This window comes from Janibacter hoylei PVAS-1 (assembly GCF_000297495.1).
Lineage (GTDB): Bacteria > Actinomycetota > Actinomycetes > Actinomycetales > Dermatophilaceae > Janibacter > Janibacter hoylei.
Window position 1 is genome coordinate 55,940 of record NZ_ALWX01000051.1, and the last position, 22,039, is coordinate 77,978.

The window sequence follows — 22,039 nt, forward strand, 5'->3', positions numbered from 1 at the left end:
TGACCGGTACCCGTCCGGACCACCTGCGGAGGACCCCCGTGCCCGTGCCGCCGCTCACCCCACGGCAGCGTGCCGAGGCCCTCGCCCGCGCCGCGGCCGCGCGCCGTTCGCGGGCCGATCTGCAGCAGCGACTCAAGCACGGCAGCGTCGGCCTCGACGAGGTGCTGCGCGCCGGCGGCGACGACCCCGCGGTGGCGCGGATGCGTGTCGTGACTCTCGTCGAGTCGCTCCCGGGGGTGGGGCCCGCGACCGCTGCCCTGGTCATGGAAGAGTTGGGCATCGCGTCCTCCCGCCGCGTCCGCGGCCTCGGACCACGTCAGCGCACCGCACTCCTCGAGAGGTTCACCCGGGTATGAGCTCCCCCCGACTGACCGTCCTCGCCGGCCCCACCGCCGTCGGCAAGGGCACCGTGGCGGCCTGGATCCGCGAGCACCACCCCGAGGTCTGGCTCTCGGTGTCGGCGACGACCCGGCCGGCACGACCCGGCGAGGTCGACGGCGTCCACTACCACTTCATGTCGGGCGACGACTTCGCCGACATGGTCACCCGCGGCGAGATGCTCGAGTGGGCCGTCGTCCACGGCCGGGCCTCGTACGGCACCCCGAGGGGGGCCGGTCCAGCGGCGGCACTGGACGACGGGCGGCTGCCGCTGCTCGAGATCGACCTGCAGGGTGCGCGCCAGGTGCGGGCGTCGATGCCGGAGGCCCGGTTCGTCTTCCTGGCCCCGCCGTCCTGGGACGAGCTTGTGGGTCGTCTGGAGGGGCGGGGGACCGAGACGGCCGAGGAGCGGGCCGTCCGGCTGGAGACCGCAAAGGTCGAGCTGGCGGCGCAGAACGAGTTCGACCACATCATCGTCAACGACGACATTCGTCGTGCGGCGGAGGAACTCGTATCATTGATGAGATCCGACTGACCCCGACGACAAGGACCACCTCGACGTGTCCGGCACCACGGCAAACCCCATCGGCATCACCAACCCGCCGATCGACGACCTCCTGACCAAGGCGGACAGCAAGTACGCCCTGGTCATCTACGGCGCCAAGCGTGCCCGTCAGATCAACGCGTACTACTCGCAGCTCCAGGAGGGTCTGCTCGAGTACATCGGCCCGCTGGTCGACGCGCAGGTCCACGACAAGCCGCTGTCGATCGCGCTGCGCGAGATCAACGAGGGCCTGCTCACCAAGGAGGCCAGCGCCGAGGGCGAGACCCCGGCGCCCGTCTCCGACGCGCCCGTCGCCGACGAGGCCTGACGGACTCCCTCCGTGCGCATCGTCCTCGGTGTCGGTGGCGGCATCGCCGCCTACAAGGCTGCCCTGCTGCTCCGCCTCTTCACCGAGGACGGCCACGAGGTCACGGTCGTCCCGACCGATGCGGCGCTGCGCTTCGTCGGGGCGCCGACGTGGGAGGCCCTGTCGGGTCGCCCCGTCCAGACCGATGTCTGGAGCAACATCACCGACGTCCCGCACGTGCGGATCGGTCAGGAGGCCGATCTCGTCGTCGTCGCGCCGACGACGGCGGACCTGCTCGCCAAGGCGGCCCACGGGCTGGCCGGTGACCTGCTGACCAATGTCCTGCTCACGGCCCGTTGCCCCGTCGTGCTGGCTCCCGCCATGCACACCGAGATGTGGGAGCACGCCGCGACGCGGGCCAATGTCGCGATCCTGCGCGAGCGCGGGGTCACCGTCGTCGAGCCGGCCTCCGGGCGGCTCACCGGGTCCGACACCGGCCCCGGGCGGCTGCCCGAGCCGGAGGCGATCCACGACGCCGCACTGGCAGCCCTCGAGGGCGATCGCCGCACCGGTGACGTCCCCGTCGCGGGGCAGGGCGATCTCGCCGGCCGTCGGGTGCTCATCAGCACCGGCGGGACCCGCGAGCCGCTCGACCCCGTGCGCTACCTCGGCAACCGGTCCTCCGGCAAGCAGGGCCTGGCCCTCGCGCAGGCCGCGGCCGACCGGGGGGCTCACGTCACGCTCGTCGCGGCCAACCTCGTGCTCCCCGTGCCCGCGGGCATCGAGGTCGTGCCCGTCGAGACCGCGCTCCACCTCCAGGGCGAGATGACCCGCCGGGCCCCCGACCACGACGTCGTCGTCATGGTGGCCGCCGTCGCCGACTTCCGCCCCGCCGAGTACGCCGCGAGCAAGATCAAGAAGACGCACGACCCGGCCGACCCCGACGCGGCACCGACGATCCAGCTCGTCCGCAACCCGGACGTCCTCGCCGGGCTCGTCGAGGCGCGCGGCTGCGCGACCTCGCCCGTCATCGTCGGCTTCGCCGCCGAGACCGGCGACGCCACCGGGTCGGTGCTCGAGCTGGGCCGCGCCAAGCTCGCCCGCAAGGGGTGCGACCTGCTCGTCGTCAACGAGGTGGGGGTCGACAAGACCTTCGGTGCCGACGACACGACGGTCCATGTGCTCCGCCGGGGCAGCGACGACGTCGTCGACATCGGTCCGGCGAGCAAGACCGAGGTGTCGCACGGCATCTGGGACGTCATCGTGGGATCCGTCGTCGCCGACTGAGCCCGGGTGCTTAGACTGGCCGGGCCCTACCGGACGGTCATGTGGCCGTCCCTCGACGAACTTGGGAGTTCTGCGTGTCCGGACGTCTCTTCACCTCCGAGTCGGTGACCGAGGGTCACCCCGACAAGATCTGCGACCAGATCTCCGACTCGATCCTCGACGCGATGCTCGAGCAGGATCCGCGCAGCCGGGTCGCCGTCGAGACCATGGTGACCACCGGTCTCGTGCACATCGCCGGTGAGGTCTCGACCGAGTCCTACGTCGAGATCCCGCAGCTCGTGCGCAAGGTCATCGCCGAGGGCGTCGGCTACGACTCCTCCGACAAGGGCTTCGACGGCCGCTCCTGCGGCGTCTCCATCTCCATCGGCGCGCAGAGCCCCGACATCGCCCAGGGCGTCGACACGGCGTACGAAAACCGCACGGGCGGCGTCGACCCCAAGGACAAGCAGGGCGCCGGCGACCAGGGCCTGATGTTCGGCTACGCCTGCCAGGACACCCCCGAACTCATGCCGCTGCCGATCTTCCTCGCGCACCGGCTCTCGCAGCGGCTCACCGAGGTGCGCAAGTCGGGCGAGCTCGACTACCTGCGCCCCGACGGCAAGACCCAGGTGACCATCGACTACGACGGCGACCGGGCCGTGCGCCTCGACACCGTCGTCCTGTCGACCCAGCACTCCGCCGAGATCGACCACGAGACGCAGCTGCCGGCCGACATCAAGGCGCACGTCTTCGAGCCGGTCATGGCCGCGCTCAAGGACTCCGGCGTCGAGCTCGACACGAGCAGCTACCGGACGCTGATCAACCCCACGGGCAAGTTCGTCATCGGCGGCCCCATGGGCGACGCCGGTCTGACCGGTCGCAAGATCATCGTCGACACCTACGGCGGCATGGCCCGCCACGGTGGCGGCGCCTTCTCCGGCAAGGACCCGTCGAAGGTCGACCGCTCGGCCGCCTACGCCATGCGCTGGGTCGCCAAGAACGTCGTCGCCGCCGGCCTCGCCGGTCGCTGCGAGGTCCAGGTCGCCTACGCGATCGGTGCGGCCCAGCCGGTCGGCCTCTACATCGAGACCTTCGGCACGGAGACGGTGCCGGTCGACAAGATCCAGGCCGCGGTCAACTCCGTCTTCGACCTGCGTCCGCTCGCGATCGTCGAGGAGCTCGACCTGCTTCGCCCGATCTACGCGCCGACCGCCGCCTACGGCCACTTCGGTCGCACCGAGGCCGCCGGCTACGACAACCCCTTCCCGTGGGAGCAGACGACCAAGGTCGAGGCCCTGCAGGCCGCTGCTCGAGCCTGATCCACGGCCACCGGCCGGGCGGGGTGTCGCTGACACCCCGCCCGGTTAGGTTTGTCCGCGTGCGCGTCGCCCAGGTCCTCGTCGACTCGGGGCTGGTCCATCTCGACCGGCCCTTCGAGTACCTCGTGCCCGAGGACCTCGACGAGACCGCCCAGCCCGGCGTGCGGGTCAAGGTCCGCTTCGCCGGTCGCGATCTGGCCGGCTACGTCGTCGAGCGCAGCGACGTCGCCGAGCACACGGGGCGACTCGCCCCGATCCGCACCGTCGTCTCGCCGGAGCAGGTCCTCACCCCCGAGGTCCTCGAGCTGGCCCGGCGGGTCTCCCGCCACCAGGCCGGCACGGTGATGGACGTGCTGCGGCTGGCCATCCCGCCGCGGCACGCCCGAGCCGAAAAGGCGCTGCCCCTCGAGCCGCTGGCGGACCCGCGCGACGAAGGGGGCATCCCCCCTTCGCCCGCAGAGGTGCCCGGGGTGTGGGCCGGCTACCGCGCCGGTGCGGCGTGGTGGTCACGCGTCGCGACGGGGGAGTCACCGCGGGCGGCCTGGCTCGCCGCGCCCTCGCGGCCCACGGAGACCGACTGGCCCCGGGCCCTCGCCGAGGCCGCCCGTGCCGCCCTCCTGTCCGACCGGGGCGCGGTCCTGGTCGTTCCCGACCAGCGGGACGTCGCGCGCGTCGACGCGGCCCTGACGGAGGTGCTCGGACGCGACCAGCACGTCCGGCTGACCGCCGACCAGGGGCCGCAGGCGCGCTACACCTCGTGGCTCAAGGTGCTGCGCGGGCACGTCCGGGTCGTCGTCGGCACCCGTGCCGCTGCCTACGCCCCCGTGCGCGACCTCGGGCTCGTCGCGTGGTGGGACGACGGTGACGACCTCCACGAGGAGCCCCGGGCCCCGTACGCCCACGTCCGCGACGTCCTGCTCACCCGGGCCGACGTCGAGGGCTGCGCCGTGCTCGGTGGTGGCCTCGCCATGTCCACCGACGTGGCGGCGCTCGTCGACGCCGGGCGGGTGCACCTCGTCGGTGGGTCGACCCCGCGACGCGAGGCGCCACGCGTCGTCGTCGCGGGAGAGGGCCTCGACGAGGAACGCGACGGGCCGGGAGCCCGGGCCCACATCCCATCGTCGGCCCACCGCGCCGCCTCGGCCGGGCTGCAGCACGGGCCGGTGCTCCTGCAGGTGCCGCGCCGCGGCTACCTGCCCGCGATGTCGTGCGCGACCTGCCGGGCACCCGCACGGTGCCCCGAGTGCCGTGGACCGCTCGCCCTGCCCGCCCCCGACCAGGCGCCCCGGTGCGGGTGGTGCGGCAAGAGTGCACGCGGATTCGAGTGCCCGCACTGCGACGGCGACCGGCTGCGCGCCGGGATCATCGGTGCCCGGCGGACGGCGGAGGAGATCGGACGGTCCTTCCCCGGTACCCGGGTCATCACCTCGGGCGCGGGGGAGGTGCAGGAGGGGGTCGGCGCCGAGCCCGCCATCGTCGTCGCCACGCCGGGCGCGGAGCCCGTCGCCGACGGGGGCTACACCGCGGTGCTGCTGCTCGACGCCTGGGCGAGCCTCGACCGACCCGACCTGCGGGCGGGGGAGGAGGCGGTGCGCCGCTGGATCACGGCCGCGGCACTGGCCCGCCCGTGGACCGACGGCGGGGTCGTCGTGCTCTGCGGGGCGCCGACGCACGCGACGATCCCAGCCGTCGAGGCCCTCGTGCGCTGGGACCCCGAGTGGTTTGCGGCCCGCGAGATCGCCGAGCGGGTGGAGCTGTCGCTGCCGCCGACGACGTGGACCGCCGAGGTGGTGACCGACCGCCGCCGCATCGAGCCGATCGAGCACGCGGTGCGTGCCGCAGCGCCTGCCGCCCAGCTGCTCGGCCCGCTGCCGGTCACCGGCTCCGAGGACCGGCGCCGGCTCGTTATCACCGCGCCCTTCGCCGACGGGCCGCTCGTCGCTGCGGCCCTCAAGGACGTGCGCGCGGGGGAGAGCGCCCGCAAGGCGGACGAGCTGACGTCGGTCAAGGTCGGGCACCTCACCACAGGGTGAGCCGGGCGACGTGGACGGGCGCGACCGGGCATCTAGACTGCCCCGGGTGCGACTGATCTTTGCCGGGACCCCCCGAGGTCGCCGTCCCCTCTCTCCGTGCCCTGCTCGACTCCGACCACGAGGTCGTCGCCGTCGTCACCCGGCCCGATGCCCGGGTCGGACGGGGCCGGCGCCTCGAGCCCTCCCCGGTCCGAGTCGTCGCCGAGGAGGCCGGCCTCGAGGTGCTCACGCCGACCAGGCCGACCGACGAGGACTTCGTCGCCCGGCTCACCGAGCTCGCGCCCGACTGCTGCCCGGTCGTCGCCTACGGTGCGCTGCTGCCCGCCGAGGTCCTCGACATCCCGAGGCACGGCTGGGTCAACCTCCACTTCTCGCTGCTGCCCGCATGGCGTGGCGCGGCCCCCGCGCAGCGCGCCCTCATCGCCGGCGACGAGATCACCGGGGCCAGCACCTTCCTCATCGAGGCCGGCCTCGACACCGGCCCGGTCTTCGGCACGATGACCGAGCGGATCCGCCCCGACGACACCTCCGGGACCCTCCTCGACCGGCTCGCCGACGCCGGCGCAGCCCTGCTCGTCGCGACGATGGACGGCATCGCCTCCGGCGACCTCGAGCCGCAGACGCAGTCGGGCGACGGCATCAGCCACGCGGCGAAGCTCACCGTGGACGACGCCCGGATCGACTTCACCCACCCGGCTCTGGCCGTCGACCGGCTCGTGCGCGGCTGCACGCCGGCACCGGGGGCCTGGACGACCTTCCGCGGGGAGCGGCTCAAGGTCGGACCCGTGACGGTCACCGACGAGAGCCTGCCCGCCGGCACCATCGAGGCACGCAAGCGCGAGGTCCTCGTGGGGACCGCCGACCGGGCGGTCCGGCTCGGCGAGGTGACACCCCTGGGCAAGAAGCCCATGCCGGCGGCCGACTGGGCCCGCGGGGTACGGATCGACGACGGCGAGCGCCTCGGGGAGGAGTCGGCATGAGCGAGCGACGAGACGGCGGGCGCGAGCAGCGCGGCCAAGGTGGCCACCGCGGGCCCCGCCAGAAGTCCCGGACCGCACCCTCGGCACGCTCCCGTCAGGGCGACCTGCCGCGCAGCACCGCCCTGGGTGTCCTGCGGGCCGTCTCCCACGACGGTGCCTACGCCAACCTCGAGCTGCCCCGGGCGCTGCGGCGAGCGCGCCTGAGTGGTCGCGACGCCGGCTTCGCCACCGAGCTCACGTACGGCACCCTGCGGATGCAGGGGCTCTACGACGCGATCATCGCCGAGGCGGCGCAGCGCCCGGTCGACAAGCTCGACGGGGGAGTCCTCGACGTGCTGCGCATGGGCGCCCACCAGGTGCTCGGCATGCGGGTGCCCGAGCACGCCGCTGCCGACCAGTCGGTGGCGCTGGCCCGATCGGTCGCCGGTCAGGGGGCCGCCGGTCTCGTCAACGCCGTCATGCGGCGCATCGGCGAGCGCAGCCGCGACGAGTGGCTCGAGGTCGTCGTCCCGGCCGAGCCGGTCGCCGAGCGGTTGGCCATCGCCCAGTCGCACCCCGTGTGGGTCGTCAAGGCGCTGCGGCAGGCCCTCATCGGTCACGGGGTGACGACGCCCGACGGCGCGGACGCCGAGGTCGAGGAGCTGCTCGCCGCGCACAACGTGCCGGCCGACGTGTCGCTCGTCGCCCGCCCCGGACTCGCCGAGGTCGACGAGCTGCTCGCCGCAGGTGCGCAGCCCGCGCGGTGGTCCCCCTTCGCCGCAGAGCTGGAGTCCGGCGCGCCCGGTGATCTCGACGCCGTCCGCGAGGGCCGCGCGGCCGTCCAGGACGAAGGGAGCCAGCTGCTCGCCCTGGCCCTGGCTGCCGCGCCGGTCACCCCGCGCGACGACGGCGCACCGGAGCGGTGGCTCGACCTGTGCGCCGGCCCCGGCGGCAAGGCCGGCCTGCTCGCCGCCCTCGCGCTGCGTCAGGGAGCCGACCTCGTCGCCAACGAGGTGAGCGAGCACCGCACCGAGCTGGTGCGGCAGAGCCTGCGCCCGGCGCTCGCCGCTGCCGGTGGGGCCGGCCGCGAGATCGTCGTGCGGACCGGTGACGGGCGTGAGGTCGGCACCGACGAGCCCGAGACCTACGACCGGGTGCTCGTCGACGCCCCGTGCACCGGCCTGGGGGCGCTGCGCCGCCGGCCCGAGGCCAGGTGGCGCCGTCAGCCCGGTGACCTCGCCGGGCTGGGTCCGCTCCAGAGGGACCTCCTGCGTGCCGGCATCGAGGCGACCCGTCCCGGCGGCGTCATCGCCTACGCGACGTGCAGCCCGCACCTGTCGGAGACGACCTTCGTCGTCCGCGACGTGCTCAAGAAGCGCGACGACGTCGAGGTGCTCGACGCCCGGGAGCTGCTCGCCGGCACGGCGCGTGCCGAGCTGACCGGCCTCGGCGACGGCCCGCACGCGCAGCTGTGGCCGCACGTGCACGGCACCGACGGCATGTTCCTCGCGATGCTGCGCAAGCGGGCCTGACGTGCGCGTCCTCGTCACCGGTCTCCACGTCACCGACGTCCGGCGGGCCCACGCCTTCTACACGCAGGTGCTCGGGCTGCGCGAGGTCCTCGTCGTGCCCGCGCACGACCTGTGCATCCTCGGCCCGAGCAGCGGGTGGGAGATGGGTGCGCAGATCAACCTCGAGCCGATCGAGGACGACGCGACCCGGGCCTGGTCCGAGCACCAGCTGCGCGCCGGGCTCGCCGCGCTCATGCTCGCCGTCGACGACGTCGAGCGCGAGTACCACCGGCTGCGTGACCGTGGCGACGTCGTCGTCCGCGAAGAGCTGACCCAGGACGTCATCGGACTGCACTTCCAGATCGAGGACGGCGTCGGCAACATCCTGTCCATCCACCAGGCCTGACCCACCACCACGAGGACCCCCGTGCAGATCTCCCCGAGCATCCTGTCCGCAGACTTCGCCAACCTCGAGTCCGAGCTGGGCGCGATCGGCAACGCCGACTGGGCGCACGTCGACGTCATGGACGCCCACTTCGTCCCCAACCTCACCCTCGGCCTGCCGATCGTCGAGTCGCTGCTCAAGGTGAGCCCGATCCCGATCGACTGCCACCTGATGATCGAGGACCCCGACCGGTGGGCCCCGCCGTACGCCGAGGCCGGTGCCCAGAGCGTCACCTTCCACATCGAGGCCGCCGCGGACCCGGTGACGCTCGCCCGCGACATCCGAGCCCAGGGGGCGCGTGCGTCGATGGCGATCAAGCCGGGGACCCCCTTCGCGCCCTACGAGGAACTGCTGCCCGAGCTCGACATGGTGCTCGTCATGACCGTCGAGCCGGGTTTCGGCGGGCAGTCCTTCATGGCCGACCAGATGCCCAAGGTCGCGCAGGTGCGTGAGGCCGTGCGCAGGCACGGCGGCGACATCTGGGTGCAGGTCGACGGGGGCGTCTCGGCGAAGACCATCGAGCAGTGCGCCGAGGCGGGTGCCGACGTCTTCGTCGCGGGGTCGGCCGTCTACGGCGCCGAGTCGGCCGCCGCCGCCGTCGACGAGCTGCGCGAGCTCGCCCGGGGGCACCAGCACTGACCTGGTGTCCGGCCCGCAACCGTCACTCGGGTGGTGGAGCGGACGGCGGTGGACGGGCAGGGCTCTGCGCAGTTGGGAGCGTCGGTGCCACCTGGTCCCCCTCCTCCGGGCAACCAGGCGGCACCACTGCCGTCGGGTGACATCAACGCCACCACCTCCCGTCGAGACGCTGTGGCCGCGGGCGAGTCAGCGCCTCCGAAGCCCTGCGGCGCGAGATTGCCAGCGGCCGCGCTCGGCGAAGAGCTCGTCGCTATACGGCGTGGATCTCGACGCAGATGCCCGTGGCCACGTCGAGCGCGACGTCGTGAGCCTGCGGGTACCCGCGCTCCGGGACGAAGGAGGACCCCTCCTCGTCGTACTCCAGCCGGTCGGCGACCTCGTTGTCGAGCAGCGCACAGCAGCTGCACCGCGTCCGCGACCGCCCGCATGAGGTGCGGCCGGCGGATCCGTGGCCCGACTCACGCGGCCACCGAATTGCCGAGCGGTGGGCTCCCTTCGCACAATGGTCGTGCACGTGCCACGTGACGCGGTGAAAATCCGCACCGGCGGTGAGAGCCCGCGACCCGACTGCTCCGGCAGGCGGTGAACTCCGGTCAAGAACCCCGGGGCCGACGGTGACAGTCCGGACGAGAGCGGCGCGTGCGGATCGGATCACCCATGTCCATCATCGAATGGATCTACGCGGCCGGCGTCGACATCGCCGACTACCGGCTCTCCCTCATGGAGGTCATCGGCATCGGCTTCGGCCTGGCCTCCGCCGTCGGGGGGATGCTCCGCAAGGTGTGGGCCTGGCCCATCGGGATCGTCGGCAACGTCATCCTCTTCTTCGTCTACATCGGCATCACGATGGGAGTCGACGACAAGGCGCCCCCTCTTCGGGCAGTCGGCCCGGCAGATCTTCTTCATCATCACCTCGCTCTACGGGTGGTGGCGCTGGCGGCAGGTCAAGCGCGAGCAGCACACGGGTGACGCCCACGCGATCACCCCCCCGCTGGGGCCACCTGGGGCGAGCGCGCGGGGCTCGTGGTCACCATGGTGCTCGGCGTGGCCGTCGCCCAGCAGGTCTTCACGATGCTCGGTGCCGGTTGGCCCGCCCCGCGCTGGTACCACGTCGCGGACGCCTGGATCTTCATGGGCTCCCTGCTCGCGACCTACGCCATGGCGCGCGGCTGGAACGAGTTCTGGCTCATCTGGATCGGGGTCGACCTCGTCGGCGTGCCCCTGCTGTGGCACAGCGGCTACCTGCCGACGGCGGTGCTCTACGCCGTGTACGCCGCCTTCGTCCTCTACGGCTTCGTCGTGTGGCTGCGCGCCTCGCGCAGCGAGCGTCCGGACGCTGAACCCGCGACCTAGCTGCGGCCTGCGGCGAACTAGGCTGGTCTCCCGTGAAGACCTTCGAGACCCTCTTCGACGAACTCTCCCGCAAGGCCGCCGAGCGGCCCGCGGGCTCGGGCACCGTGGCGCAGCTCGATGCCGGGACCCATGCGATCGGCAAGAAGATCGTCGAGGAGGCCGCCGAGGTGTGGATGGCCGCCGAGTACGAGAGCAAGGAGGAGCTGGCCGAGGAGATCAGTCAGCTGCTCTACCACCTGCAGGTGCTCATGATCGACGGCGGGCTCACCGTCGACGACGTCTACACCCACCTCTGAGAGGACCGCTGTGCGCATCGCCGTGCCCAACAAGGGCTCCCTGTCCGAACCTGCCGTCGAGATGCTCCGCGAGGCGGGCTACCGGGTCCGCCGCGACATCAAGGAGCTCATCGTCGCCGACCCGGACAACGACGTCGAGTTCTTCTACCTGCGCCCCCGCGACGTCGCGCTCTACGTCGGCAAGGGCCAGGTCGACGCCGGCATCACCGGCCGCGACCTGCTGCTCGACTCCGGCTCGACCGCGACCGAGGTCATGGGTCTGGGCTTCGGTGGCTCGACCTTCCGTTTCGCCGGGCGCCCCGGCGAGGCGAGCGGAGCCGCCGACCTCGGCGGCCGTCGGGTCGCCACGTCCTATGCCGGCCTCGTGCGTGACCACCTCGCGGCGCAGGGGATCACCGCGGACGTCGTGCGCCTGGACGGCGCCGTCGAGACCGCGATCACCCTCGGGGTCGCCGATGCCATCGCCGACGTCGTCGAGACCGGGACGACCCTGCGGCAGCAGGGCCTGGAGGTCTTCGGCGAACCGATCCTGCGCAGCGAGGCCGTGCTCATCCGCCGCAGCGACGCCAGCGAGTCGGGCATCGACGTCCTCCACCGCCGCCTGACCGGAGTCGTCACCGCCCGTGAGTACGTGCTCCTCGACTACGACTGCCCGGCCGAGCTCGTCGAGCAGGCGGTCCAGCTGACCCCCGGTCTCGAGTCGCCGACGGTCAGCACCCTGCACGACGAGCGGTGGTGCGCCGTGCGCTCGATGGTCCCGCGCGGGCGGACCAACCGGATCATGGACGAGCTCTACGACCTCGGCGCCCGCGCCATCCTCGTCACCGAGATCAGCGCGTGCCGGCTGTGACCGCGCCCGACCGCGCCACCGCCGCCGCCTTCAGGCCCAGCCGTGGGCGGGTCGTCTCGGCCGTCATCGGCGTCGTGACACTCGTCGGGGCCATCGCCCTGGCGGCGTCGCTGCCGGAGCGCTTCGGGATCATGGACCGGCTGACCTGCGCGGGCATCGGGGTCGCGGTGGCGGTCTTCATGAGTCGCTTCGCGACGATCCACGCCCGCCCGACCGCCGAGGGTCTGTACGTCCGCAACCTCGGCCCGGGGGAGCTCGTCCCCTGGGAGTCCATGACCGCGGTCCGCTTCTCGCAGGGGATGCCGTGGCCGCGCATCGACCTCGGTGACGATCTCGACGTCGCCGTCATGGCGATCCAACGCTCCGACGGGCCGCAGTCCGTCGACGAGGCCCAGCGGCTGGCCGACCTCATCGGTCGCTGACCTCGTCGGACGGGTCCGCTCCGCCCAGGACCAGGTGTGCCCGCGACGCGGTCCCGTCGGCCCCGAAGACGGCCTCCTCCTGGGCGGCCCACATGTCCCAGTGGTCCGCGAAGAGCGCACCATCCCGGGCGATGGCCCGCTCCCGACGCAGCCCGGCGGGCGCGTCGAGCCACACCCGCGTCCCGGCGAAGGGGGCAGCCGCCCCCACGCTCGCGCCGCAGCCCTCGACGACGAGTCGGTCGTCTACGGTCAGGGGCAGCACCGGTCCGGGCCGCTCGGCGAGCCAGTCCCATGTCGGGACGACGGGCCCGGCGCCGCGGGAGAGTGGCTCGAGGACGTGCTCGACGAGCAGGTCGGTGCCGGCCGCGAGCCCCGACCAGCCGGGGTAGATCGAGTCCATCGACACCAGCGGGGCGCCCCACGCGGTGGCGACCCGGCGCCCGAGCGAGGTTTTGCCCGAGCCGCTGCGGCCGTCGATGGCCACGACGTGCACCCGGCCGCACGACGGTGGTGCGGTGGCGGCATGGTCGAGGACCTGGCGAAGGGCGGACACCGCACGGAGCGTAGCGGCCGGCCGGGCCCACCACGTGGCCGGCGGCGGTCCTCCCTTCGCCCTGCTGGGTAGGCTGCCCCGCGTGTCTCTCGCCGTGCGTGTCATCCCGTGCCTCGACGTCGACGCCGGACGGGTCGTCAAGGGCGTCAACTTCGCCAACCTGCGTGATGCCGGCGACCCGGTCGAGCTCGCCCGCAGGTACGGGCAGCAGGGCGCCGACGAGCTGACCTTCCTCGACGTCACGGCGAGCAGCGCCGACCGGGCGACGACCTACGACGTCGTGACCCGCACCGCCGAGGAGGTCTTCATCCCCCTGACCGTCGGCGGCGGCGTGCGTGCGGTCGAGGACGTCGACCGGCTCCTGCGCTGCGGCGCGGACAAGGTGGGGGTCAACACGGCGGCGATCGCCCGTCCCGAGCTCATCAGCGAGGTGGCCGACCGCTTCGGCGCGCAGGTGCTCGTGCTGTCGGCGGACGTGCGGCGCCGCACGGGTGAGGACGGCTCACCGGTCGGGGGCTTCGAGGTGACCACGCACGGCGGGCGCCGGCGCACGGGGATCGACGCGATCGAGTGGTGCGCGCGGGCCGCCGAGCTCGGAGCCGGCGAGATCCTCCTCAACTCCATGGACGCCGACGGGACCAAGGCCGGCTTCGACCTCGAGCTCATCTCCGCCGTGCGGGCGGAGGTGGCGGTCCCGGTCATCGCGAGCGGGGGAGCGGGAGCGGCCGAGCACATGCCACCGGCCGTGGCGGCCGGAGCGGACGCGGTGCTCGCCGCGAGCATCTTCCACTTCGGTGAGGTGACGATCGGCGAGGTCAAGGACGCGCTGGACGCCGCCGGCCACCCGGTGCGGCGGGGTCGCGCGGACTGATCAGAGGCCGTAGCGGGTGGTCCGGACGATCTCGACGGCCTCCGGGGGACCGGTGAGCTCGACCTCGGCGACTGCCTGACGGCCGAAGCCGAAGAGCAGGATCTCGCCCGGGCGGCCGTGGATCTCGACGAGCGGCCCCGATCCGGAGCCCACCCGGGTGCGGCGCTTGGCCGTGACGAGCTCGATGTCGGCACCGCGGGTGCGGCGGAAGAGGACCTTGGCCATCAGGTTGAGCCGGTCACCGAGCGCGGAGATCATCTCGGGTGAGAGCGAGCGCCGGGGCGCGCCCAGACCGGCCCGCAGGACGTCCTCGTGGTGGACGAACATCTCGACGAGGTTGGCCTTCTCGTCGACGGCCGGCACGCTCGTCGGGTGCCAGCGCGGCGGTCCCTGCCGCAGCCGCTCGACGAGCGTGGGGTAGTCGTGGTCGGCGAGCAGCCGCGCCATGGCCTTCTCGGTCCGCCCGGCCAGGGGCGGGGCGAGGATCCCCGCCGCCTGGTCGGGGCGACCCTCGCGCACGATGAGGTGGGCCAGCAGCTCCGCCGTCGTCCACGTGCCGCAGAGAGTCGCGGCATCGGGGCCCACGCGCTCGAGGGTGTCGCACAGGGCTGCGCGCTCGGCGAGTGCGTGGCGGGTCATCGTGCCTCCGGGGTGGGTGTCGGCGTCAGGGGCAGGTTCGAGGGTAACCCCGGGCGGCCGCGTGCTGCGATGTCGACGCGGTGCACAATGACGAGCGTGTCCCTCCCTTCGACCACGCCCCTGCCCGAGCCCATCGCGACCCGGCTACGACGCGACCCCGCCGGCCTCGTCGCGGCGATCGTCCAGCAGCACGACACCGGCGAGGTGCTCATGCTCGGCTGGATGGACGACGAGGCCCTGCACCGGACGCTCACGAGCGGACGGGTGACCTTCTGGTCGAGGAGCCGGCAGGAGTACTGGCGCAAGGGCGACACCTCCGGGCACGTGCAGCACGTGCAGTCGGTGGCCCTGGACTGCGACGGTGACGCCCTCCTCGTGCAGGTCGACCAGGTGGGCGCCGCGTGCCACACCGGCGACCGGACCTGCTTTGACGCCGGTGACCTCGGCGCGGTCGTGGGGGAGCGGGCATGACGGCCCCCGGAGCCGAGGTCCCCGATCTGACGCCCGGCCGGACGTGGCCCGAGCTGGACACCTTCACCGTCCTGGCCCGCGACCGTCGGGTCGTGCCGGTCGTCCGGCGCCTCGTCGCCGACGGCGAGACACCGGTGGGCGTCTACCGCAAGCTCGCCGGCGACGCCCCCGGCACCTTCCTGCTCGAGTCCGCCGAGCACGGCGGGGTGTGGTCCCGGTGGTCGATCATCGGTGCCCAGAGCCGGGCCACGCTCACCGAGCGGGACGGCCAGGCGCACTGGATCGGCGAGCCGCCGACCGGCGTCCCCACGGACGGAGACCCCACGGCCGCCCTGCGGGCGACGCTCGAGGCCCTGTCGACCGACCCGATCGAGGGCCTGCCGCCCCTCACCGGCGGGATGGTCGGGGCGATCACCTACGACGCCGTCCGGCGCTGGGAAAAGGTGCCCGCCGAGCTGCCGGACGTCCTCGGCGTCCCCGAGCTCGGCATGGTGCTCGCGACCGACGTCGCCGTCCTCGACCACAGCGACGGCACGCTGCTGCTCGTGGCCAATGCCATCAACTACGACGCGACCGACGAGCGGGTCGAGGAGGCTTGGCGGGACGCCGTCGAGCGTCTCGACGCCATGACCGAGCGCTTGGCCGCCCCGGCGCCGAGCACTGTGGCCACCGTCGACCCGGAGGTGGCCGAGGCGGCCCGCGGTGACGTCACGAGCGATGTCACCGCCAAGCGCTTCGAGGAGATCGTCGAGCTGGCCAAGGAGGACATCCGCGCCGGTGAGGTCTTCCAGGTCGTGCTGTCGCAGCGGTTTTCGACGCCCTGCCCGGTCGACGCCCTCGAGGTCTATCGTGCGCTGCGGCGGAGCAACCCGAGCCCGTACATGTACTTCGTGCGCCTGCCGCACCCGGACGGGTCCGTCTACGAGGTCGTCGGCTCCTCGCCGGAGGCGCTCGTCAAGGTCACCGGTCGGCGCGCCATCACCCACCCCATCGCCGGGACGCGCCCTCGTGGCAAGACGCCCGAGCACGACCTCGCGCTGGAGGAGGACCTCCTCGCCGACCCCAAGGAGCGGTCCGAGCACGTCATGCTCGTCGACCTCGGGCGCAACGACCTGCAGCGGGTCTGCGACGCCGGCACCGTCGACTGCGTCGAGTTCATGAACCTGCGGCGCTACAGCCACGTGATCCACCTCGAGTCCACGGTCGTGGGCGAGATGGCGAAGGGGGTCAATGCCTTCGACGTCCTCGTCGCCACCTTCCCGGCCGGCACGCTCTCCGGCGCGCCGAAGCCCCGGGCGCTGGAGCTCGTCGAGCGCTACGAGCGCTCCCGCCGCGGTGTCTACGGTGGGGTCGTGGGCTACCTCGACTTCCACGGCGACATGGACATGGCGATCGCGATCCGCACCGCCCTCGTCAAGGACGGCGTCGCGCACGTGCAGGCCGGCGCAGGGATCGTCGCCGACTCCGTCCCGAGCCTCGAGCAGGAGGAGACGGTGCACAAGGCGGGCGCCGCCCTCGCGGCCGTCGCGGCCGCCCGTGCCCTGCGCCCGGCAGGGGGCCCGTCATGACCTTCCTCGGCCGCAAGCTCGTCGTCGTCCTGCTCTCGGTCGCGGCCGGCATCGTCCTGCTCGCCGCTGGGCGTGCCGACTGGGTGACCGGCACCGTCGACGGCGTCGCGGGCCCGGTGCGCACGGCCGCCGTCGGGACCGAGGCCGCGCCGGGCCTGGCCGGCATCGCGCTCGTCGCCATGGCCGCAGCCATCGCCGCGACGACGTCGGGCCGGGTCGCCCGGTGGATCTGCCTCGGGGTCCTCGGCCTCGTCGCCGCCGGCGTCGTGGCCCTGTCGGTGCGCTGCGTCGTCGCGGCTCCCGACGTCCTCGGCTCGGTGGCCGCGACCCACTCCGGGGGTACCGGCACCCTCGAGGCCACCGGGTCGGCCACGGCCTGGCCCTGGGTGGCGATGGTTGCCGCAGGCCTCCTGCTCGTCGCCCTCGTCGGAGGCATCTCGGGCGGTCGTCGGTGGGGCGGCCTCGGGAGCAAGTACGAGCGCCCCGGCGCCGAGACGGAGGCGCACTCCGTCAGCGGCGCTCGAGGTGAGCGGGTCGACTCCGACTGGGACCGGGTCACCCTCGGGGACGACCCGAGCGTCGACTAGCCTGTGGACATGCCCAGCGTCCTCGACCAGATCATCGACGGGGTCCGCGACGACCTCTCCGGACGCGAGGCGGTCACCTCGCTCGAGCGGCTGCAGCGCCAGTGCGACGGCATGCCGGCACCACGGGACGCCGAGGCCCTGCTGCGGCGCCCGGGCCTCTCGGTCATCGCCGAGGTCAAGCGGGCCAGCCCGAGCAAGGGCGCCCTGTCGGACATCCCCGACCCCGCGGCGCTAGCCTCCGCGTACGCCGAGGGCGGCGCCACCGCGATCTCGGTACTCACCGAGGAGCGGCGCTTCGGCGGCAGCCTCGCCGACCTCGACGCGGTCCGCGCCGCCGTCGACGTGCCCGTCCTGCGCAAGGACTTCATGGTGAGCGAGTACCAGATCTGGGAGGCCCGGGCCCACGGTGCCGACATCATCCTGCTCATCGTCGCAGCGCTCGACGACCGCCGACTGGCCGAGCTCATGGCCCTGGCCGGCACCCTCGGCATGACCTGCCTCGTCGAGGTCCACGACGAGGCCGAGGCGACGCGCGCCGTCGACCTGGGCGCCACGGTCATCGGCGTCAACAACCGCAACCTCAAGACGCTCGACGTCGACATCGACACCTTCGCCCGGCTCGCGCCGCTCATCCCCCCTTCGTGCGTCCGGGTGGCCGAGTCCGGCGTCCGCGGACCCGAGGAGGCTGCGCTCTTCGCGCGGGCCGGCGCCGACGCGATCCTCGTCGGCGAGGCCCTCGTGGTCGGGGGCGACCCCGTGGACGGTGTCCGGTCGATGATCGACGCGGCGGCCCGACGATGACGGAGGACGGGATGGACGACGTGCAGCACGAGCCGGCAGGGTCGACGCCGGGGAGGTTCGGTGCCTTCGGGGGCCGGTACGTGCCCGAGGCGCTGGTGCCCGCCCTCGAGGAGCTCGACGAGGCCCGCCGCAAGGCGGCCGTCGACCCCGACTTCATCGAGGAGCTCGCGGCGCTGCACCGCACGTACACCGGCCGGCCGAGCATCATCACCGAGGTGCCCCGCTTCGCCGAGCACGCCGGTGGAGCGCGCATCGTCCTCAAGCGCGAGGACCTCAACCACACCGGCAGCCACAAGATCAACAACGTCCTCGCCCAGGCCCTGCTCACCAAGCGAATGGGCAAGCGGCGGGTCATCGCTGAGACCGGCGCGGGCCAGCACGGCGTCGCGACCGCGACCGCGGCCGCCCTCATGGGGCTCGAGTGCACGATCTACATGGGCAAGGTCGACACCGAGCGCCAGGCGCTCAACGTCGCCCGGATGAAGATCCTCGGTGCCACCGTCGTCGCGGTCGAGCACGGCAGCGCGACTCTCAAGGACGCCATCAACGAGGCCATGCGCGACTGGGTGACCCACGTCGACCACACCCACTACGTCCTCGGCACCGTGACCGGCCCCCACCCCTTCCCGGAGATGGTCCGCGACTTCCACAGGATCATCGGCGAGGAGGCCCGCGAGCAGGTGCTCGAGCTCACCGGGCGCCTGCCCGACGCCGTCATCGCCTGCGTCGGCGGCGGGTCCAACGCCATGGGCATCTTCCACCGCTTCGTCACCGACGACGGGGTCCGGCTCATCGGCGTCGAGGCCGGCGGCGAGGGCATCGAGAGCGGCCGTCACGCGGCCCGCTTCGCGACCGCCGAGCCAGGGGTCCTCCACGGGGCGATGAGCTACCTCATGCAGGACGACGAGGGGCAGACGCTCGAGACCCACTCCGTCTCGGCGGGGCTGGACTACCCGAGCGTCGGACCCGAGCACTCGCACCTGCGTGATACCGGGCGGGCCGAGTACCGCTACGCCACGGACGAGCAGGTCATGCACGCCTTCCAGCTCCTCTGCCGCACCGAGGGCATCATCCCCGCGCTCGAGTCCGCGCATGCGCTCGCGACGACCCTCGAGGTCGGCCGGGAGCTCGGGCCGGACGCGTTGATCCTCGTCAACCTTTCCGGCCGGGGCGACAAGGACATGCACACCGCCGCCCAGTGGTTCGGCCTGGTCGACGAAGGGACCCAGTCATGAGCGGCGCGACGAGTGCACTGACCGACGTCTTCGCCCGTTGCCGGGCCGAGGGCCGGGCAGCGCTCATCGGCTACCTGCCCGTCGGCTACCCGGACGTCGAGGGCTCGCTGGCCGCCGTCACGGCCCTCGCCGAGGCCGGTGCCGACATCATCGAGGTCGGCATGCCCTACAGCGACCCGGTGATGGACGGCCCCGTGATCCAGCGGGCCGCGACCGAGGCCCTCGCGGGAGGGGTGCACGTCGACGACGTCTTCCGGGCGACGGCCGCCGCACGTGACGCGGGTGCGGTCCCGGTCGTCATGTCCTACTGGAACCTCGTGCTCCGTCGCGGTGTCGACCGCTACGCGGCCGACCTCGCCGCCGCCGGTGGCGCCGGCATGATCACCCCCGACCTCATCCCCGACGAAGCGGGGGAGTGGCGGGAGGCCAGCGAGCGCCACGGCCTCGACCGGATCTTCCTCGTCGCCCCCAGCTCGACGCCCGAGCGCATCGCGACCGTGACCGCGGCCTGCTCCGGCTTCGTCTACACCGCCTCGACCATGGGCGTCACCGGCACCCGCGGCAGCGTCGGCAGCAGCGCCCCCCGAGCTCGTGGCCCGGGTTCGCCAGGCCACGGACCTGCCCCTGTGCGTGGGCCTGGGCGTGAGCAACGGTGCCCAGGCCGCCGAGGTGGCCTCCTTCGCCGACGGCGTCATCGTCGGGTCGGCCCTCGTCGCGACCCTCCTCGACCGCGAGCGCGAGGCCGGCCTCGACGCGCTGCGCACCCTCACGGCCGAGCTCGCCGAGGGCGTGCGGGGCCGGGCGTGACGGCCCGCCTGCGCGACCACCTCGGTCTGCTCCTCCGCCTCGTGCTCGGGGCGGTCCTGCTCCTCGCCGGCGGCCTCAAGGTCGGCAACCCGCTCGGCGCGGCCCGCGCCGTGCAGGCCTACGAGGTCCTCCCCTTCGAGCTGGCCCGTTGGGTCGGCTACGCCCTGCCCTGGGTCGAGGTCGTCGTCGGGCTGCTGCTCGTCCTGGGCCTCTTCACCCGCGTGAGTGCCGTCCTCGGCGCGGTGCTCATGCTCGCCTTCGTCATCGGGATCGGCCAGGCGTGGGCACGGGGCCTGACCATCGACTGCGGTTGCTTCGGCGGTGGCGGTCAGGTCGCGACCGACGAGACGCGGTACGGCCGCGAGATCGCCCGCGACCTCGCCCTCGCCCTGTGCGGCGTCTGGCTCGTCCTGCGACCGGCCTCGACCCTCAGCCTCGACCGGGCTCTCTTCGGGCCCACCAAGGAGCACGCATGAGCACCCAGGACCGCAAGGCCAAGGCCCAGGCGGCCGCCGGCACCACCGGTCGCGGGGCCAATGTCATCGTCGTGGCGGGGATCGTCATCGTCCTCGCGATGGCCCTCGTCGTCGGCGGCGTGATCTGGGCCAGCCGTGACGACGGTGCGTCGACCACCGGCACGAGCCAGCTGCCCGACGGCGTGACGAAGGGGGAGCCCATCGAGCCCTTCGCCGCCGCCAAGCCGCCGAAGGACGCCCCCCGTCGTCGACCTCTACGAGGACTTCCGCTGCCCGGTGTGCGCGGTCTTCGAGCAGGCTGCGGGCGCGACGATCACCGACCTGGCCAAGGACGGCAAGATCCGGCTGCGCGTGCACCTCAAGACGGTCATCGACAGCAACACGGGTGGTGACTCGTCCGCGGTCGCCGGGTCGAGCGCGGTGTGCGCCGCCGACGAGGGCGCCTGGGAGCCCTACCACGAGGCGCTCTTCGCCCGGCAGCCGCAGCAGGAGACCGCCGAGGGCTTCCCGACCGACGCCTACACCGAGGCAGCCAAGGAGGCCGGGCTCGAGGGGGACGCCCTCGACGCGTGGCAGCAGTGCACCGACGACGGGACCTATGTCGACTACGTGCGCAGCGTCGACGAGGCCTCGTTCAAGGCCGGCTTCAAGGGCACCCCGGCGCTCACCGTCGACGGCACCCGTCTGCAGTGGGGCGGCCTGGTCGACGAGGCCACCGGGCGGATGGACACCGCGCGGCTCGAGGAGATCCTCACCAGCGGCGAGGTCCCGTCCGAGCTGGAGGAGACCCCGTGATCCCGGCGACACTCCCTTCGCCGACGGTCGGGGTCATCGAGCTCGGCCCGCTCACCCTGCACGCCTACGCCCTGTGCATCCTCGCCGGGATCGCCGCGGCGATCTGGATCGGTGACCGTCGCATGCGTGACCGCGGCGGCGAGCCCGGTCTCGTCCTCGACGTCGCCATGTGGGCCGTCCCCTTCGGCATCGTCGGTGGCCGCCTCTACCACGTCATCACCACGCCCCAGCCGTACTTCGGCGACGGGGGCCACCCCGTCGACGCGCTGAAGATCTGGCAGGGGGGTCTCGGGATCTGGGGCGCGATCGCCCTCGGTGCGCTCGGCGCCTGGCTCGGGCTGCGCAAGGAGGGCGTGGGGTTCCTCACCTTCGCCGACGCCGTCGCGCCGGGTGTCGTCGTCGCGCAGGCCATCGGCCGATGGGGCAACTGGTTCAACAACGAGATCCACGGCCAGGAGACCGACCTGCCGTGGGCGCTGGAGATCCACCGCTGGGACAGCTCGGCGGGTCGGGCCGTCGTCGATGCGGCGGGGGAGCCGGTCGTCCTCGGGACCTTCCACCCGACCTTCCTCTACGAGTCGCTCTTCCTCCTCGCCCTGGCGATCCTCCTGCTCGTCGTGGACCGTCGGCGGCGTCTCGCCCCCGGTCAGGTGCTCGGCCTCTACGTGGCCGGGTACCCCGTGGGCCGCATCATCATCGAGATGATGCGCACCGACGCGGCCAACACGATCCTCGGGCTGCGGGTCAACATCTGGACGAGCATCGTCGTCTTCGTCCTGGGTGTGGTCATCTACGTCGTCTGCGGTCGACGCGACGACCCTGGCAGCGAGACCAAGGTCTCAGATAGTGAGAAATCATCTCTCACTAGGTAAGACAATCCGCTGTTACACTTCAACTCACCGCGGCCGCCGACG

25 protein-coding genes, 3 pseudogenes and 1 riboswitch are annotated in these 22,039 nt (G+C 73.0%); of the genes and pseudogenes, 25 read left to right on the top strand and 3 right to left on the bottom strand.

Annotated features, from left to right (window positions below):
- Window positions 1-38: 38 nt before the first annotated feature.
- From mihF to rpe, 10 genes and pseudogenes are all read left to right on the top strand, one after another.
- Complete coding sequence (gene mihF, locus B277_RS11235) at window positions 39-356, top strand: integration host factor, actinobacterial type (RefSeq protein WP_007928295.1); 318 nt, start codon at window positions 39-41, stop codon at window positions 354-356.
- Window positions 353-913 (top strand): guanylate kinase, encoded by a 561-nt coding sequence (gene gmk / locus B277_RS11240; RefSeq protein WP_007928297.1) that lies wholly within the window; start codon window positions 353-355, stop codon window positions 911-913. Before mihF ends, gmk begins: the two co-directional genes overlap by 4 nt.
- A gap of 25 nt (window positions 914-938) precedes the next feature.
- On the top strand, window positions 939-1,250 hold the full coding sequence (gene rpoZ, locus B277_RS11245; protein ID WP_007928298.1) for a DNA-directed RNA polymerase subunit omega: 312 nt from the start codon (window positions 939-941) through the stop codon (window positions 1,248-1,250).
- 12 nt (window positions 1,251-1,262) lie between these two features.
- Window positions 1,263-2,516 (top strand): bifunctional phosphopantothenoylcysteine decarboxylase/phosphopantothenate--cysteine ligase CoaBC, encoded by a 1,254-nt coding sequence (coaBC, locus tag B277_RS11250; RefSeq protein ID WP_007928300.1) that lies wholly within the window; start codon window positions 1,263-1,265, stop codon window positions 2,514-2,516.
- Window positions 2,517-2,590: 74 nt separating this feature from the next.
- Entirely contained in the window at window positions 2,591-3,814 is a 1,224-nt protein-coding gene (gene metK / locus B277_RS11255) for a methionine adenosyltransferase (protein WP_007928302.1), read from the top strand.
- 59 nt (window positions 3,815-3,873) lie between these two features.
- On the top strand, window positions 3,874-5,847 hold the full coding sequence (locus B277_RS11260; RefSeq protein WP_007928304.1) for a primosomal protein N': 1,974 nt from the start codon (window positions 3,874-3,876) through the stop codon (window positions 5,845-5,847).
- A gap of 46 nt (window positions 5,848-5,893) precedes the next feature.
- A pseudogene (fmt, locus tag B277_RS11265) lies at window positions 5,894-6,827 on the top strand (methionyl-tRNA formyltransferase).
- A complete protein-coding gene (locus B277_RS11270; RefSeq protein WP_007928307.1) occupies window positions 6,824-8,338 on the top strand; it encodes an RsmB/NOP family class I SAM-dependent RNA methyltransferase in 1,515 nt (504 codons plus the stop codon). The pseudogene fmt and the gene B277_RS11270 overlap by 4 nt, the downstream one beginning before the upstream one ends.
- Before the next feature lies 1 nt (window position 8,339).
- Window positions 8,340-8,723 carry a VOC family protein gene (locus B277_RS11275; RefSeq protein WP_007928308.1) on the top strand — a complete coding sequence of 128 codons (384 nt, stop codon included), beginning with the start codon at window positions 8,340-8,342 and terminating at the stop codon, window positions 8,721-8,723.
- Window positions 8,724-8,744: 21 nt separating this feature from the next.
- Entirely contained in the window at window positions 8,745-9,401 is a 657-nt protein-coding gene (gene rpe, locus B277_RS11280; protein ID WP_007928309.1) for a ribulose-phosphate 3-epimerase, read from the top strand.
- 250 nt (window positions 9,402-9,651) lie between these two features.
- On the opposite strand, the gene B277_RS11285 is transcribed toward rpe, so the two are convergent.
- Window positions 9,652-9,915, bottom strand: a complete 264-nt coding sequence (locus tag B277_RS11285) for a hypothetical protein (RefSeq protein ID WP_007928310.1) — start codon at window positions 9,913-9,915, stop codon at window positions 9,652-9,654.
- Window positions 9,913-10,043, top strand: a riboswitch (FMN riboswitch). Its footprint overlaps the gene before it by 3 nt.
- 126 nt (window positions 10,044-10,169) lie before the next feature.
- Between B277_RS11285 and B277_RS20505 the strand changes: the two are divergent.
- The 4 genes and pseudogenes from B277_RS20505 to B277_RS11305 all read left to right on the top strand — a co-directional run bounded on the left by B277_RS20505 (window position 10,170) and on the right by B277_RS11305 (window position 12,322).
- Window positions 10,170-10,754, top strand: a pseudogene (locus B277_RS20505) (nicotinamide mononucleotide transporter family protein).
- A gap of 32 nt (window positions 10,755-10,786) precedes the next feature.
- Window positions 10,787-11,050, top strand: coding sequence for a phosphoribosyl-ATP diphosphatase (locus B277_RS11295; protein ID WP_007928313.1), 264 nt, complete (start codon window positions 10,787-10,789; stop codon window positions 11,048-11,050).
- Between the two features lie 10 nt (window positions 11,051-11,060).
- Window positions 11,061-11,900 (top strand): ATP phosphoribosyltransferase, encoded by an 840-nt coding sequence (hisG, locus tag B277_RS11300; RefSeq protein WP_007928315.1) that lies wholly within the window; start codon window positions 11,061-11,063, stop codon window positions 11,898-11,900.
- Entirely contained in the window at window positions 11,888-12,322 is a 435-nt protein-coding gene (locus tag B277_RS11305) for a PH domain-containing protein (protein WP_051988021.1), read from the top strand. The genes hisG and B277_RS11305 overlap by 13 nt, the downstream gene beginning before the upstream one ends.
- Here B277_RS11305 and B277_RS11310 read toward each other — a convergent pair.
- Window positions 12,309-12,875 (bottom strand): nucleoside/nucleotide kinase family protein, encoded by a 567-nt coding sequence (locus tag B277_RS11310; RefSeq protein WP_083853751.1) that lies wholly within the window; start codon window positions 12,873-12,875, stop codon window positions 12,309-12,311. The genes B277_RS11305 and B277_RS11310 overlap by 14 nt on opposite strands.
- Window positions 12,876-12,957: 82 nt before the next feature.
- On the opposite strand from B277_RS11310, the gene hisF reads away from it, so the two are divergent.
- A complete protein-coding gene (gene hisF / locus B277_RS11315; protein ID WP_007928326.1) occupies window positions 12,958-13,746 on the top strand; it encodes an imidazole glycerol phosphate synthase subunit HisF in 789 nt (262 codons plus the stop codon).
- On the opposite strand, the gene B277_RS11320 is transcribed toward hisF, so the two are convergent.
- The gene (locus tag B277_RS11320) at window positions 13,747-14,385 is read right to left on the bottom strand and encodes a TIGR03085 family metal-binding protein (RefSeq protein ID WP_007928327.1); all 639 of its coding nucleotides are present in this window, start codon (window positions 14,383-14,385) and stop codon (window positions 13,747-13,749) included. It abuts the gene before it with no gap.
- Window positions 14,386-14,472: 87 nt separating this feature from the next.
- On the opposite strand from B277_RS11320, the gene hisI reads away from it, so the two are divergent.
- The 10 genes and pseudogenes from hisI to lgt all read left to right on the top strand — a co-directional run bounded on the left by hisI (window position 14,473) and on the right by lgt (window position 21,997).
- Window positions 14,473-14,856: a phosphoribosyl-AMP cyclohydrolase gene (gene hisI / locus B277_RS11325; protein WP_007928329.1), complete on the top strand. Its 384-nt coding sequence runs from the start codon at window positions 14,473-14,475 to the stop codon at window positions 14,854-14,856.
- Window positions 14,853-16,424 (top strand): anthranilate synthase component I, encoded by a 1,572-nt coding sequence (locus B277_RS11330; protein ID WP_007928331.1) that lies wholly within the window; start codon window positions 14,853-14,855, stop codon window positions 16,422-16,424. Before hisI ends, B277_RS11330 begins: the two co-directional genes overlap by 4 nt.
- The gene (locus B277_RS11335; RefSeq protein ID WP_007928333.1) at window positions 16,421-17,011 is read left to right on the top strand and encodes a Trp biosynthesis-associated membrane protein; all 591 of its coding nucleotides are present in this window, start codon (window positions 16,421-16,423) and stop codon (window positions 17,009-17,011) included. The genes B277_RS11330 and B277_RS11335 overlap by 4 nt, the downstream gene beginning before the upstream one ends.
- A gap of 9 nt (window positions 17,012-17,020) precedes the next feature.
- Window positions 17,021-17,812, top strand: coding sequence for an indole-3-glycerol phosphate synthase TrpC (gene trpC, locus B277_RS11340; protein ID WP_040881383.1), 792 nt, complete (start codon window positions 17,021-17,023; stop codon window positions 17,810-17,812).
- 11 nt (window positions 17,813-17,823) lie between these two features.
- Entirely contained in the window at window positions 17,824-19,047 is a 1,224-nt protein-coding gene (gene trpB, locus B277_RS11345; RefSeq protein WP_007928337.1) for a tryptophan synthase subunit beta, read from the top strand.
- Window positions 19,044-19,854: pseudogene (gene trpA / locus B277_RS11350) on the top strand (tryptophan synthase subunit alpha). Before trpB ends, trpA begins: the two are co-directional and overlap by 4 nt.
- Entirely contained in the window at window positions 19,851-20,330 is a 480-nt protein-coding gene (locus tag B277_RS11355; protein ID WP_040881362.1) for a MauE/DoxX family redox-associated membrane protein, read from the top strand. The pseudogene trpA and the gene B277_RS11355 overlap by 4 nt, the downstream one beginning before the upstream one ends.
- The gene (locus tag B277_RS17550; protein ID WP_156811782.1) at window positions 20,327-20,722 is read left to right on the top strand and encodes a hypothetical protein; all 396 of its coding nucleotides are present in this window, start codon (window positions 20,327-20,329) and stop codon (window positions 20,720-20,722) included. Before B277_RS11355 ends, B277_RS17550 begins: the two co-directional genes overlap by 4 nt.
- Window positions 20,607-21,125, top strand: coding sequence for a DsbA family protein (locus B277_RS11360; protein WP_007928341.1), 519 nt, complete (start codon window positions 20,607-20,609; stop codon window positions 21,123-21,125). The genes B277_RS17550 and B277_RS11360 overlap by 116 nt, the downstream gene beginning before the upstream one ends.
- The gene (gene lgt, locus B277_RS11365) at window positions 21,122-21,997 is read left to right on the top strand and encodes a prolipoprotein diacylglyceryl transferase (protein ID WP_007928343.1); all 876 of its coding nucleotides are present in this window, start codon (window positions 21,122-21,124) and stop codon (window positions 21,995-21,997) included. Before B277_RS11360 ends, lgt begins: the two co-directional genes overlap by 4 nt.
- Window positions 21,998-22,039: the final 42 nt, after the last annotated feature.